This is a genomic window from Gimesia alba (assembly GCF_007744675.1).
Lineage (GTDB): Bacteria > Planctomycetota > Planctomycetia > Planctomycetales > Planctomycetaceae > Gimesia > Gimesia alba.
Map to the genome: position 1 here is coordinate 536,688 of NZ_CP036269.1, position 14,459 is coordinate 551,146.

A 14,459-nucleotide genomic window follows, 5' to 3' on the forward strand; every position below is an offset into this window, starting at 1 on the left:
ATCGTCTGTTTTGCGTGGAATCGATTCGAACAAGGATGTCCGATGCTGTTTTTTAACCAAGAGAACCACAAAATCCAGAGGCCGTCAGCATTGTTCAGGTGCCTGCTGTTTCTCGGTCTGCTGACTGTTTCTCAGTCTTTGTTTGCTGACACAGGATCTGCGTCTGCAGGTTCGCCTTTACTGGATGATGCCAACCTGCACGCGGTGCAGTTTCTGGGATCTAAGACTGGTTGGGCCGTTGGTGACCGTGGGGTGATTCGAAAAACTGAGGATGGCGGACAGACATGGCAGTTTGTTTCGAGCCCCGTGCAGTGCCCCTTGCGGCATATCTGTTTTCTGACCGATCAAATTGGCTGGATTGCCGGCGGCGGTACAGCAGCATACGGGCATCTGAATCAGGGAGTCTTACTCTTCACAAAGGATGGGGGAAAGACATGGGAAGAACTGATCCAAAAACGTTTGCCTCGTTTGCATTATGTCCGTTTTTTCGGAATGAAGGAAGGTGTGGTTGTCGGAGATGCTTCGGTACAGCACGCGACCGGCGTATTTAAAACCACCGATGGCGGTAAGACATGGCAGGATGTGACCGGCTACGAATCCATGGGCTACCGTTCCGCGGCGTTTTTTGATGTGGATACGGGAGTGATTGCGGGATCTCAAGGCCGACTGACTCTAGTGGGCGGCGGTGCAGTTTTGCCCCCACGGTTTCCGCCTCAAGGATTAAGAGGAATACAAGAAGTCAAACTTCCGATGACGGCCACCGGTTGGATGGTCGGCGATGGCGCCTTACTCCGAAAATCAGTCAACAAGGGCGTTGTCTGGGAGATGCCGGAGACGGCTCTGCCTGATTCACTCAAAGATTTTTCAGATTTTCGAGCCGTCGAAGTTCGCGGCGATCTGGTTTGGGTTGCCGGCGATCCGGGTTCCGTTATCTGGCACTCATCAGACCGGGGAAAAACCTGGCGTCAGCAATGGACCAGTCAGAGTGCACCGCTGGCAGCGATTCATTTTGTCGATGATCGGACCGGTTGTGCTGTCGGAGCCTTGGGCACAATACTATCCACAACGGACGGCGGACGTACCTGGCAGTCAAACCATAGGGCTCCCCGCCGTGTGGCTTTGATGTGTGTGCATGCCCGACCCTCTCAAATTTCGTTTGATATGCTGAGTAAATATGCGGGCGACCAGGGTTACCGCAGTCTGGTCGCGTTACCCATTCGTCGTGATCTGGGACCGGACAGTCAGCCACAACAGGACCTGGATTTGCGGTTGAACGAATCGGTGATCAGTGTCGGCGGATCGATGGGACAGCAGGATTGGCGGTTTCCGGTTCAGATTCCAGGACTCGAACAGAATGCAGACCGTCTCATTGAAGAGTGGAATCGGCATACCGAAGGTCGGCTGGCGTCCGTCACGTTGAGTCGATTCGTTGCGCAGTTACGGACATGGCGGCCCGAGGTTTTAATTATCGATCAACCGCAAGGCAAAGATGCTGCTTCGACCCTGGTCAAAGATGCCATGTTGCAGGCGGTGCGTTACGCTGCGGATTCGACGCGGTATATTGAACACCGTGAGCACGCAGGTCTGACACCTTGGAAGGTCAAGAAAGTGTACCTGCGATTGCCGCCCGGTAGTTCCGGTCAGGTTTCTGTGGACGCCGACGAATATCTGGCTCGTCTCGGCACGACGGCAGCGACAGTTGCTTCCACGGGGAAACAGATTCTTGGTAAAACTCTGACCTCTGATGCAGAACGCAGCGTCTATCGTCTGGTCGACGTGGATCAGTCCCACGATGGCGACAGTCAACCCACTGTTTCGGGTGGAACGCTGTTTGCCGGGATCGGGTTGGCCCCCGGTTCTGCTGCCCGACGTGAGTTACTTTCGATTAATGATGCCGATGAGGAACGCAATCGAAAACTGGCGGAACGTCAACGGAATCTGAAAGCAATGGCCTCTAAACTGATTAGTGATCCTTTATTTTCCGCGCAGCTGATGTCTCATTTGAAAACAATCACACAAGGACTCTCGCGTCGTCAGGCAGCGTTACAACTGGAGCAGTTGGCACAGCAATACATTGCGAATCAGGATTTAGTGAAAGCAGAGGCCACGTATCAGGAGTTGGTGGAACAGTTTCCGCAGGAGCCCGAAGCCGTACGGGGTATGTTATGGCTGTTTCAACTTTGGTCCAGTGAAGAGATCGCCTGGCAACGAAATCGACAGGTTCCCGTGGAACGCTCGCGGTCAACGAATTCTGATCCGCAGGCATCGAGTCAGGTACAAAATGCGTTTCAGTTTTCTGAGAAACTTCCTTCCCCGTTGTTGAGTACCGTAAGACAAGTGGGACAGCTCAATACGGGGGCTCAAGACAACTGGCGGACTCAGACCGCTGAGAACTGGAAAAAACAGGCACTGGCGGCCGTAAAATGGTTCCAGAAATATGCGCCCGCGTTTTACGAAACGCCGGAAGTTCAGATTCCTCTCGCCTCGCTCTATCGTTTGATTGGATCGCACGGTAAAGCCGATGATATTTTTCACAACTTTCATAAGCCCGGAGCCAATGAATCGTGGAAAAATATTGCCAAAGCCGAAAACTGGTTGCTGCATCCGGCCAGTACGCCGCCTCGGCCCGTTTATCTTTGTCGCTTTACCAAAACACGGCCTGTGCTGGATGGGTTGTTGTCGGATGAATGCTGGCAGGAAGCAGATGAACTGCGTCTTTCCGAAAAGTCAGTCTCTGATCTGCAAAAGCAGGGCGAAGCAGGGCGTGACAATCTCAGTCGGCCGTTTGTGCTGATGTCATACGATAAAGAATATTTGTATCTTGCTGCCAGCATCCCGGTTAGCACGGGGCTGAATTACCCGGCGGCTCCTGATACGGGCCGCGATTATGATGCCGATCTGCAATTGCAGGATCGACTTTCGTTTGCGTTTGACATCGACCGTGATTATACCACCTATTATCAGATGGAAGTGGATCATAGAGGCTGGACCAGCGATCGTTGCTGGATTGATCAGAGTTGGAACCCGCGCTGGTACGTGGCCCGTGAAAAGGACAAACAGTACTGGAGAACCGAGATTGCGATTCCTCTGAAGGAACTGGCCCCTGCCACACAACTAAAACGTACAACATGGGGCTTTTCTGTGGTCCGCATTCTGCCGGCCATCGGTTTACAAGGCTGGAATCATCCACTCACGACAGAGCCGCGCCCCGATACATTTGGTCTGATGCGTTTTGAATGACAGCCTGATAATCCGGCGACTCTTGTTTTTTCTCTGCCAACAATCGTTTCGCTAACGATCGGATTCTCTTATCATGTCCGCGTAGTATCAATCTTGTTTCATTGATCTTTCTTAAGCATTCGCGGGCAGTTTATGGGTTATTTGATCGGCATGGATGAAGCGGGTTACGGACCCAATCTGGGACCGCTGGTGATTACCGCGAGTTTATGGGAAGTACCGGGAGATCCGCGTGAGTTTGATTTCTGGCAAGCATTGGAATCGGTCGTTTCTCAAAAGAAGCCAGGGAAAAAATCAAGTCAGTTGCACGTGGCCGATTCAAAACAGGTGCATTCTTCCACGGCTGGTCTGAGTCCGTTGGAGCGATCGACATTCCCGTTTCTGCAACTATTTAATGGGGCAGAGGAACTGACCTCGTTAGAGACGCTCTGGCGTTTACTGGTAGCTTCTCCCGAACATCTGGTGGAAATTCAGCAGCAGCCCTGGAATGAAAACGGTGAGTTCACGATTCCCACAGCAGTAACAGCCGAGTCTGTTGAATTGTCGAAACAGGATTTACAACAGGTCCTTGATGCTGCGGGAATTCAATTGCACGCATTTTGTTCCGAAATTGTGTTGCCTGCACGCTTCAATCGTCTGTGCCGGGAATATGGCAGTAAAGGAGTCATGCTGACGCGGCTGTGTATGCAGCTACTGACCCGTGTCTGGGACCGGGATTCGACAGAGCCAACTCTCATTATTGGTGATAAACATGGCGGCCGGAATCGCTACGATGAATTTCTGGATGAAATTCTTGATGGGGAGATGATTTTTCGAGTGGAAGAATCAACGGCGAAGAGTGTCTATAAAGTGGGAAACACGGAAATTCGGTTTCAGACAAAAGCAGAAGCCCATTTCCCGGTAGCGGTCTCTTCGATGGTCTGCAAGTATACGCGCGAAGTGATGATGGAGCTGTTCAATCAGTACTGGTCGAAGCACGTTCCTGACTTGAAGCCGACCAAGGGGTATCCGGTTGATGCTCGTCGCTTTAAAAGTGACATCGCTGCGGCACAAGAACAATTGGCGATTTCCGATCAGATCCTTTGGCGCTGTCAGTAGTGGTGCGTACGGTCTAAGTCAGAATTCATTCGTCGGTAGATTGATTTACTTGAGGCAGAAATATACTGCCGATTATTCCGACGATAAAGACGGTGCTGGCTCCGATTAGTGTATACCAGGGCCAGGCGACTTCTTCTTTCATCCCGAACGCCACGTAGAGCACGATGATTAAGCCGATGAGAAATCCGACGAGTGCGGGAACCTGTGAAGCTTGTCTACTGAAGGTTGCTAGAAAGAAGATTCCCAGAATGAGGCCCGTTGAGATGGCGGCGATGGAGAATACACTCCCGACCACGCTCTCTGAGATCGATTGGCTGGCGATGCCGACGATAATTTGAGCCACTCCAAACAAAGCTGTGAAGACACGACCGATTGTAACCAGCTCTGCCGGTTTTTTTGTCGTTGAGCTCAGCGGCAAATAAAAGTCATTGACCAGAGCACTCGTGGTGGAACTGAGTGAACTGGAGAGTGTTGACATGGCGGCGGCAAAGACGGCAGCCAGAGTCAGCCCCTTAATGCCTACCGGAAGATTGTCGATGATAAAGGTCGCAAAGACTTCATCTGTTTTCTGGAATGCGGTTTTGGGCGGAAAGACATCGTAGAAGGCGGCGAGCGCGATTCCCAATAAAAGAAACAGTGCAAATTGTGCAAAAACAACAAACCCGCTGATACCCAGGGCTTTGGCGGCATCCTTCTGGCTTCGCGCACCCAGATAGCGTTGAATCATTAGCTGGTCAGCACCATGTGTGGCCATGGAAAGGAACAGTCCCCCAATCAAACCGGCCCAGAAGGTATATTTGTCAGACAGGTCCCAGTCAAAATTGAACATCGTCCACTTATGATGTGTGACCGCGAATTGTTGGTATTCGTTCCAGCCATCAGGCAGTGCCTGGATGATGATGGCGAACGCAAAAACGGCGCCCGCAATATAGATGACGAATTGCAGGCAGTCGTTCCAGACGACTGACTTCATTCCACCGAGACAGGTGTAAATAATGGTGCCGATACCAATCGTAATAACACAGGCAGTCAACGGGATGCCGACTACCTTTTCCAGCACCAGTGCTGTCAGATACAGTCGCAGTCCATCGGCCAGAGTCCGCATCACAATAAACGCCAGTGAAGCCGTACGTTCTGTCGTCCCGCCGAATCGCTTTTTGAACACTTCATAAGCGGAATAGATTTCTCCGCGAAAATAAAGCGGGAGCAAAAACAGAATGACCAGGAAACGTCCGGCAATAAAGCCGAGTGCCAGTTGTAAAAACTGCAGATTGCCTCCCGGTTCATAGGCGATGCCCGGTACGCTGAGAAATGTGACCGTGCTGGTTTCCGTTGCGACAATCGATCCCAGGATAGCCCACCAGGGAAGCGTTTTTCCGCCGAGCAAGTAGTCGGACAGATTTTTCTGCTTTCCGCCAACCCAGGAACCAAAGATCACGACGCCAATCAGATACAGGCCGAGAATCAGTAGGTCGACAGTTCCAATGGCAATGTTCACAGAGGCGATACCTGATTCAATTCAATGTGTGTCTGGCTAGAATGCGATGAACGATATGCAGGACAGGATCAATCAAAGGCTTTTAACAAATCAAGACCAGATTGGTGGGTTGCATCCTTTCGGGAATCAAAAACCCGGTTATCATAGTAACTGGCAGATCGTATTTTTGACAGGCTAATCAACATGTTAGATCGTTTAACAACAGAACAGCGTAACTCGGCTTCGGATCAGATTGACTCGATGAGCAGTCTGGAAATCGTACAGTTAATGAATGCAGAAGACGCGAAGATCGCTGCTGCCGTCGCAGCGGAAGCAGAGACCATTGCCGCCGCCATTGATCTGATTACAGATGCTTTTTTAAAAGGCGGGCGTCTGATTTATATGGGGGCAGGTACTTCGGGACGGCTCGGTGTTCTGGATGCCAGCGAGTGCCCACCAACGTTTAACAGTCCTCCCGAGCTTGTGGTGGGATTGATCGCCGGCGGCAAACAGGCACTTACGAATGCCATTGAAGGGGCCGAGGATCGACCGGAATTTGCCGTTGCCGATCTGGAAGAGTTGGACTTCAACAAAAATGATGTGTTGGTAGGAATTGCCACCAGTGGGCGAACGCCTTACGTGATTGCCGGTTTGAAGTATGCACGTGAGCAGGGGGCGCAAACGATTGCATTAACGTGCAATCAGGAAAACCAACTGGCAGAGGTCGCCCATTTGACGATCTGTCCGGTTGTAGGCCCGGAAGTGGTCACAGGTTCGACCCGTTTAAAAGCGGGAACCGCAACCAAAATGGTATTGAACATGCTGACGACAGGGGCGATGGTTCACATCGGGAAAACGTATGGAAATTTGATGGTTGATTTACGTGCAACGAATCAGAAACTGATTGATCGATCGATTCGAATTCTGATTGCATTTACCAATCTGTCGCGGGAAGCAGCCGAGTCTGTTCTGGAAGCATGCCATGGAGAACTGAAAACGGCGATTGTGCATGTGAAGCGAAACGTTTCACCGGAAACTGCACAAGAACTGCTCAAACAGGCGCACGGTCATCTTAGACAGGTTTTAGAAGGAACAGAGGGCGTTTAAGTTTTTGCTTAACGCGTCTCTGTGCTCTCCCGGGAAGTAACAGAAGTATGTCATTGCACTCGAACGAACTCGTTTTGGGAATTGACGGAGGTGGCTCCAAGACTCTGGCGTCTCTTGCGGTTCATTCTGAGGGGGGCGATTTTCATGTCGTGGGTCGGGGAACAGCAGGCGCCTCGAATTTGAATGTCATTGGCATCACGCCAGCGGCGACAGCAGTACTACGGGCGATTGAGCTTGCATTCCAGTCTGCTGGTACACAGCCCCGAAGGGTGGCTGCCTTGTGTATGGGAATGTCAGGAGCCGGTCGGGCAGAAGAACAGCAGATGTGGGTGAATTGGGCGCAGGAGAATCAAGTCGCAGAACAAATTGATGTTGTGACCGATGCTGAGACCGTGTTGGCTGCGGGAACACCCGAGGGGGTCGGTGTGGCATTGATTGCAGGCACTGGCTCACTGGCATACGGAACGAATCAAACTGGTAAAATTGCGCGCGCGGGAGGTTGGGGATATTTGCTGGGAGATGAAGGAGGCGGATATCAGATCGGACTGGCGGCGCTGAAAGCAATTACAAAAGCCGTCGATGGTCGCGGTCCGGAAACCAGTTTGCAGTCAATGGTTTTTCGCGCATTAAACCTGGATGATCCGCAAGCATTAATTCGTTATGTCTATCATCCTGAAAGCAAACGTAGCGATATTGCCGCATTATCAAAGCTGGTGTTTGAGGCGGCAGAAAACGAAGATCCTGTAGCGATTGAGATACTACAGCAGGCGGTGACAGAACTTGCGGAGTTGGTCCAGGCGGTTGTTTCCCGGTTGCATTTTACCAATGAAAATTATGCGCTGGCATTGACTGGCGGGTTGTTGCTGCAGCAGCGCGAGTTCAGGGTTTCACTTTTGGAACGGCTACACTCTCAACAGAGAGAACCTTCGTCTGTGGAGTGTGTGGATGATTCCAGTCTGGGGGCAATTCGAATTGCAATCAGACGTCTCAATGCAGCAGAATAAAGTTACTCTGCGGGGAATTCATCAGGAAGTTGCAGATGCTTGATCGGATAGGGGGAGCATTGTTGCTTCCAGCCACCATCGACGGTGATCGAAGTGCCCGTAAGATAGCTGGCATCGTCGCTGGCGAGCATCACAATACTGCGGGCGATTTCCCGGGGATGAGCCCAGCGGCGCAGGGGGATCATCTCTTCGGAAGCCTGACGGATTTTGTCAGCCGTTGTCTGTTGCTGGTCAACGGCGATGTCTTTGCCCATAGCGGTATCAATGGCGCCGGGATTGACGCTGAGCACACGGATGCCTGCAGGACCATAGAGCGTTGCCAGTTCGTAAGTGAGTGAATCCAGTGCTCCTTTAGCGGCGACATAAGCCGGGCTGATGCCGGCAGCCATTTGGGATTGGATGCTTGAGACGTTGATGATGACACCCTTGCCTTGGGGCTCCATCTGTTCGGCGCACCAGCGTGATATGAAGGCAGGGGCAGTCAGGCAGACGCGTAAGGTTTTTTCCCAACTGGCGAGTTCAATCTTTCGCATCGTGATGATTTCACGCCAGGCGGCATTGTTGACAAGTACGTCAATGCGTCTCCAGGTTGCCATGCACTGTTCAACGGCGGACTTTGCATAGTCGAGATCTGTGAGATCCCCGAGGCAACACAGGAATTGACCGCCGGCTTGCTCAATACGGTTGGTGACCGGTTCTAAATCATCTGAAGGGAGTGCCAGCAGAACGCAATCATAGCCTCGTTCGGCGAAGCAGACAGCGGTTTCACCTCCGATGCCTCCTGCTGCGCCGGTGATCATGGCAACGGGTCGTTCATTCATCTCTAGATCCTCTGGCTCTCGATTGTGGTTTATCGTTTGGTTTCCAGAATCACAGCCAGCCATTCATCCTGTTTGACATAAGGCAGTGTTCTCAGTCCCAGCACAACACCTGTTTGCGTGGCCGTGACAGGAAGAATTTCATCGCCCGTCACAGAGCTGATTGTCCCCAGTTGATCACCGACGTGAACCTGATCCATCAACCGGACAGCGGGCTCGAAGAATCCCGACACGGGAGCATGATTCTGGAGTTGCAGATGACCACTCTCCTGGCGGTCATCTTCGATGTGATGCAAAATGGGTTTTAGTTCAACGTCACGATCGAGTAGTTTTAGTTCAGACATCACCGACAGACACCCTGCTGCATAACCGGAAACGGCTTCCGGGTCACAGCCACTGCCGCCACTCCATTCGGCATAGATTGCAGGCACACGATGATCGCGGGCCGCTGACAGAGAGCGACCTTTCAGGTGCGCCGACGTTCCCCACACGACGGGCAGGTTAAAGGCTCGCGCCATCCGCCGCTGTGTTTCCAGGACTATGGGGTCAGAGTGCAGCGTGTATCCGGAGAAGGGAGCCAGCTTTGATATCACACCCCCGGTGTGCAGATCAATCAGATAGTCGGCAGATTGAATGAGTCGAGTCGCTTCGGCGGCAATTTGCTGGCTGATTGAACCTGCGGGTGAACCAGGGAAGGTTCTTGCCAGATCAAGTTCATCCGGACCACACCGATTGAGCCGTTCATACGCGGGCTGGTTGACGACCGGGACCAGCGTGACTTTACCGAAAAGCTGGTCAGGATTGATTTGTGTTTTGAGGAGTCGAATGGCGGCCATCGGCTCGTATTCATCTCCATGAACACCTCCGAAGATGAGCAGGTGTTGCCCCGGTTGTGTACCTTCGACAGTGATTGTCTCAATCAGTTTTTTAGGGGGCATACATGATTCTCTCAACTATTGAAGGTGAGTTGAGTCTGGAAGCGCGTTTCTAATTTGGTGAGTCTGTTTTCCAGTCAATTTTGGCGGTACTGCGCAATTTCTGAATGGTAGTTTCCCACAGAGAGCGGGAGAGAATTTTAAAAATTTCTCCTCGTACATCTTCCAGGCTGAATTGGCCGGGATGTTTCTTATTGAGTGTGACGATATGAACGCCGAAGGGAGTTTGAAAGGGCTCACTGATTTCGCCTGCTTTTAATGGGAAAATCTGTTCTGTTAGAACAACGGGCATTTTACCGCGATAAGCCGATGTGACCAGTTTGCCTCCTTCATTTTTGCTGGGAGCTTCCGAATGCTGGGCAGCTGCGTCAGTGAAAGAAACTGTTCCGGCCAGGATCTGTTTGCGAAGATCAGCTAGTTTCTGTTTGGCCTGTTGCACTGCTTCCTGATCTGCATTTGGTGGCAACTTCAAAAGGATATGACTGGCTTCCACGCGTGTCCCGTCCAGTTCTTCCCGGTGTGCGTCGAAATAGGCTTGCATCTGGGCCGGTGTGATTTCTCGTTTAGCATAAATGTTCCACGACAGGGGAAGAGCGATCGCCGCTCGCAGCTTTTTCGGGGTGAATCCCATTTTGGCAAGGACCTGCTCAGGCTCATCCCCTTTTTTGCGGATTAATTTTTCGACCCGTGAAACGCTCTCGTCCAGTTGTTGCGGCGGGACGGTGATTTTTTGCTGCGCCAGAAAGGCTTCGATTAACCGCTGATTGACCAGACCTTCCAGAATTTGCTGTCTGGCAGCCTGGTGGGCATTGGCGATACCGCGCGAAAGGTAAGCAAAATCCAGATCGGCCTGGGTCACAGGCTGGCCGTTGACAGTGACGAGTGCTTTTGAAGAATCAGTGTTCTTTTTCTCCGGATCGGCAGCAGACAGGGAGGAGAGTGTGATCCCTACAGCGAAGAAGCTGACAATCAAGCTGATGCGGAAAGGGATAAACATATTGGTTGCTTCCTGCAAATAAGACTTCGATCAGAACTCAGAGAATACGAGTCACGACTGGCATTCCACAGATTGTAGTTGATCAGGACTGTTTTGTGGAGTCATTATGGCATTTCCCTCAAAAGGTGTCAGCCTGAATCTGCATCGGAAAATAATGAAATTCGAAGTTGGACTGGAGCGGGAAACCTCATAGAATCGTGCCAGCCAGAGACAGCACACAGGAATGGTGATCCCGGTTTTCAGTTCGACGCTCGTCGTTTTGCCATTTCGTTTTCTCATCATTTTTCATTTCAGAAAGGGACCAGACTATGTGGTCATTACTATTTGCTCAGAAAGAGACCATCACTCCCAAAGATCCCATCACAACGGCAAATCATCTTTGGCTTACTGTCAAAGAGTATCTGGCCACACAGGGAACGCAACTGGGAATCAATATTGTTGTGGCGCTTGCGATCTTTCTGGTGGGGAAATGGGTTGCCAATATTTTGAGTCGCTTTTGTAACCGGTTGATGAATCAGGCAAAAGTGGATGTGACTTTGGCCCGGTTCCTCGCGAATATTATTTATTCGGTCTTGATGGTGATCGTGATCCTGGCGGCGTTGTCCGAGCTGGGGATTAATACGACGTCGCTGGCTGCGGTTTTGGCTGCAGCAGGTTTTGCGGTCGGCATGGCGTTCCAGGGAACGTTGGGCAGTTTTGCATCGGGCGTGATGCTGATCCTGTTCAAGCCGTTCAAGGTCGGCGATTATATTGAAGCGGGAGACACTGCCGGGATCGTGGAAGAAATTCAGATTTTTTCCACTCATTTAAGAACGGGTGACAATATTGCGATTATTCTACCCAATTCCAAAATCACAGGCGGGACGATCAGGAACTACTCTAAAAAAGAAACACGGCGCATCGATCTGGTCATTGGCTGTGGCTACGACGATGATCTGAAAGCAGTGAAATCATTTTTAGAACAAACTGTTCAGGCTGATGAGCGTGTGCTGTCAGATCCGGAATCGATCATCGCAGTGAATGAACTGGGGGACAGCAGTGTGAACTTTGTCGTTCGGCCCTGGGTGAAAAATGCCGACTACTGGGCGACCCGTTGGGATCTGACAGAGAAAATCAAACTGGGCTTTGATGAACGTGGATTTAATATTCCCTATCCGACACGTGATTTGCATGTCTATAACGAAGCAGCTGCCGGGAAAGAATAGCCCTGATTTTTAAGTTATCAAGCGTTCAACGCCTCAGGATTTCCGTCTTGAGGCGTTTTTTTGTGGAAAAATAGGCTTCCAGGTAGCCGACGGAGTAACCGGTTTCAAGGAATCATCTGCCAGAATCGATTCCATTTTAGTTTTAACAGCGAAAACCTGAATCTTCTCCCACTCAAGTTGGATCATTTTCGTAATAAGAAGACTTGTTTTTCAGAGTTTTGGTTACTCTGAGATTTTATTTGCGTTTTACTAGTAATAGTCTTTCTATGAACGGGGCAAGATATAAGTGGACTAATGCTAAGTTTTTCTGGTTGGGCATAAACTGCCTATTTTAAGAGTGATGCCTCCACGCATGTTCCCCAAGTGTGTTCTATACTTGATTAGAGCATGTCAGTGAAAACACTTAGTTATGCTCTCACTCTAAATACTGATTGTCCCTTAACGGTTAGACCGTGCTACTTACATACCCGGTTGATCAAGTGTGGTAGTTGCCAACTCAAGCAGGCCCGAGTTGACTTCTATTTGGTCAATCGGGTCTGTTTGTTTACTAAAATCGGGCAATTTCTTCCGCTCAGTTTCATATCTGAAACTTCGAGCCCAAATACCGCAACATGAAAAAATGAATACTAATGATTTGCGGGGCATTTGTAATTATATGAAGATTCCGTATCATATGAAATTACAGCTACAGGATGTTTTACTTTCCTGCAACTCAGGCGTTCCAAGTATGCCAGTCTAGTAAGGGCCTGTTCTCGCTTTTGTGATGCAGTTCAACTGATTTGTTAATCAATTTAGCAATCTGTCGTTGTTAAATTCATTTCTTTCTTAATACGTAGAGTGACTATGCAATCCCCACACCGACCGAGTTTATTACGAAAAATGAACGTTCGTAAGGTTTTGGAAGTGATCCAGAGCCAGGGAACTTTAACACGTGCAGATGTAATGCGCTGTTCTGGAATCAGTGCGCCGACTGTTTCAAAAGCAGTCAGTGCGTTACTTGATGCTGGGCTGCTGGAGGAACGGGAGACGGCCGAATTTTCAGTGGGCCGTCCTGGAAAACTGCTGCAGCTTCCCCGTTTCAGTGCTCAGGTCATTGGTGTGATTCTGGATTGGGATTACTGCTCGGTGGTTGCTTCAGGTTTGGATGGCCATTTACATGAAGACAAGTTGGATCGATTTAAGACCCCCAAATCATATTCCGAATTGATCGAAACGATCTCCAGAAAAATTCTGGATCTGGTTGAGAAAGAGGAAATACCAGCGTTGGGCGTAGGAATTACGGTTCCCGGTCTGGTCAACAGTAATGATGGGCGGATCTTCCTGGCCTCGAACTTGCACATTGTGGATGGTCAGACTCCCGCCGCCGATATTGCCAATAAAACCAATCTGGAATGTATTCTGGTTCAGAAATCGACCTCATTGAGTTTGTCTGAAAAGACCTATGGTGCCGGACAGGCAATGGATGACTTTATCAACCTGGATGTTACTTCCGGATTTGGTATGGGAGTCTTTACCGGTGGTCAGTTACTGGATGGTCAGCACGGTCTTGCAGGTGAGATTGCACATATCACGGTTGAACCTGAGGGGGGCCGCGTTTGCGGATGTGGAAACCAGGGGTGCCTGGAGACCGTCGCCACCGATCTGGCCTTAACGCACTATGTTTCTCAACGTGTGGGGAAAGAGCTGGAATTTGACACAATCAAAGAATTGGTACAGAAGGGCGAACTCGATATTACACCGGAATTGGATCGCACGATTGAATTCCTGGCAATCGGCGTCGCAGCGGCAATCAATATCTTTAACCCCTCCAACATCTTTATTTCCTCACGTCTGTTTGACCTGCGTGATGATGTGTTTGATAAGATGACGGAGAAGGCCAAGAGCCGGGCGTTAAAACCGTCTTCCAGTTCCTGTGAGATCGAGCGTTCCAAAGGGAATAAATATCTGGGTGCGGTTGCCGGGATTATTAACCATCTGGCGAATGGTTTGGGGCCACGCCTGACTTAGTCTGGTCGAGACAGGAAAGCACATTCATGGCTCCTTCCGCCGATGAGATTACTCAGGAATTTATTCAAGAGTCGGTCCATTTGCTGGAGCAGTCGCTCCACAAAATCAGTCATTGTCTGAAGCAGCTTGACTTGGATCAAATCTGGTGGCGTCCAGAGCCTGGGCTGAACAGTATTGGGAACCTCATACTGCATCTGTGTGGCAACTTAAATCAATGGGCTGTCTGCGGAATCAACAGACTTCAGGATGAGCGGCAGCGCGAGCAGGAATTTTGTTCGGACCAGCGGCTTGCCCGAGACGATCTAGAAGCCATGCTGAACCGCACAGTTGAACAAGCATCTCAAGTAATGCAGTCCCTGTCTGCAAATACGCTGCTGGAAACGCGTGAGATCCAGGGGTTCTCTGTTTCCGTTCTGGGGGCCCTTTCCCATACCGTGCCACATTTTGTCGGGCACACACATCAAATTATTTATCTGACCCGACTGCAAAAAGGGGACCAGTACCAGTTTGACTGGTCGCCCGAATCCGAACAGCAGCGCGTTCCGATCTAAACAATGCGACAAGTCGTTATGTT

Annotated in this window: 11 protein-coding genes; 7 read left to right on the top strand and 4 right to left on the bottom strand. The window is 50.5% G+C overall.

The window, feature by feature from the left end:
• Positions 1-42 precede the first annotated feature (42 nt).
• Complete coding sequence (locus Pan241w_RS02025; RefSeq protein WP_145210191.1) at positions 43-3,240, top strand: YCF48-related protein; 3,198 nt, start codon at positions 43-45, stop codon at positions 3,238-3,240.
• A gap of 132 nt (positions 3,241-3,372) precedes the next feature.
• The gene (locus tag Pan241w_RS02030) at positions 3,373-4,335 is read left to right on the top strand and encodes a ribonuclease H family protein (protein WP_145210194.1); all 963 of its coding nucleotides are present in this window, start codon (positions 3,373-3,375) and stop codon (positions 4,333-4,335) included.
• A 25-nt stretch (positions 4,336-4,360) separates the two neighbouring features.
• On the opposite strand, the gene Pan241w_RS02035 is transcribed toward Pan241w_RS02030, so the two are convergent.
• Positions 4,361-5,833 carry a sodium:solute symporter gene (locus Pan241w_RS02035; RefSeq protein WP_232107329.1) on the bottom strand — a complete coding sequence of 491 codons (1,473 nt, stop codon included), beginning with the start codon at positions 5,831-5,833 and terminating at the stop codon, positions 4,361-4,363.
• Positions 5,834-5,995: 162 nt separating this feature from the next.
• Between Pan241w_RS02035 and murQ the strand changes: the two genes are divergently transcribed.
• The gene (gene murQ / locus Pan241w_RS02040; RefSeq protein WP_390621034.1) at positions 5,996-6,919 is read left to right on the top strand and encodes an N-acetylmuramic acid 6-phosphate etherase; all 924 of its coding nucleotides are present in this window, start codon (positions 5,996-5,998) and stop codon (positions 6,917-6,919) included.
• Positions 6,920-6,966: 47 nt separating this feature from the next.
• Positions 6,967-7,923, top strand: a complete 957-nt coding sequence (locus Pan241w_RS02045; RefSeq protein WP_145210203.1) for an N-acetylglucosamine kinase — start codon at positions 6,967-6,969, stop codon at positions 7,921-7,923.
• A gap of 2 nt (positions 7,924-7,925) precedes the next feature.
• On the opposite strand, the gene Pan241w_RS02050 is transcribed toward Pan241w_RS02045, so the two are convergent.
• Genes Pan241w_RS02050 through Pan241w_RS02060 form a run of 3 tightly spaced genes read right to left on the bottom strand, consistent with a single transcriptional unit; the run spans position 7,926 to position 10,673 of the window.
• Complete coding sequence (locus Pan241w_RS02050) at positions 7,926-8,744, bottom strand: SDR family NAD(P)-dependent oxidoreductase (RefSeq protein ID WP_145210206.1); 819 nt, start codon at positions 8,742-8,744, stop codon at positions 7,926-7,928.
• A 29-nt stretch (positions 8,745-8,773) separates the two neighbouring features.
• The gene (locus Pan241w_RS02055; protein WP_145210209.1) at positions 8,774-9,679 is read right to left on the bottom strand and encodes a succinylglutamate desuccinylase/aspartoacylase family protein; all 906 of its coding nucleotides are present in this window, start codon (positions 9,677-9,679) and stop codon (positions 8,774-8,776) included.
• 49 nt (positions 9,680-9,728) lie between these two features.
• Complete coding sequence (locus Pan241w_RS02060; protein ID WP_145210212.1) at positions 9,729-10,673, bottom strand: peptidylprolyl isomerase; 945 nt, start codon at positions 10,671-10,673, stop codon at positions 9,729-9,731.
• A 308-nt stretch (positions 10,674-10,981) separates the two neighbouring features.
• On the opposite strand from Pan241w_RS02060, the gene Pan241w_RS02065 reads away from it, so the two are divergent.
• The 3 genes from Pan241w_RS02065 to Pan241w_RS02075 all read left to right on the top strand — a co-directional run bounded on the left by Pan241w_RS02065 (position 10,982) and on the right by Pan241w_RS02075 (position 14,436).
• The gene (locus Pan241w_RS02065; RefSeq protein ID WP_145210215.1) at positions 10,982-11,878 is read left to right on the top strand and encodes a mechanosensitive ion channel family protein; all 897 of its coding nucleotides are present in this window, start codon (positions 10,982-10,984) and stop codon (positions 11,876-11,878) included.
• Positions 11,879-12,721: 843 nt separating this feature from the next.
• Entirely contained in the window at positions 12,722-13,885 is a 1,164-nt protein-coding gene (locus tag Pan241w_RS02070; protein WP_145210218.1) for an ROK family transcriptional regulator, read from the top strand.
• 26 nt (positions 13,886-13,911) lie between these two features.
• Positions 13,912-14,436, top strand: coding sequence for a DUF1572 family protein (locus Pan241w_RS02075; protein WP_145210220.1), 525 nt, complete (start codon positions 13,912-13,914; stop codon positions 14,434-14,436).
• Positions 14,437-14,459 lie beyond the last annotated feature (23 nt).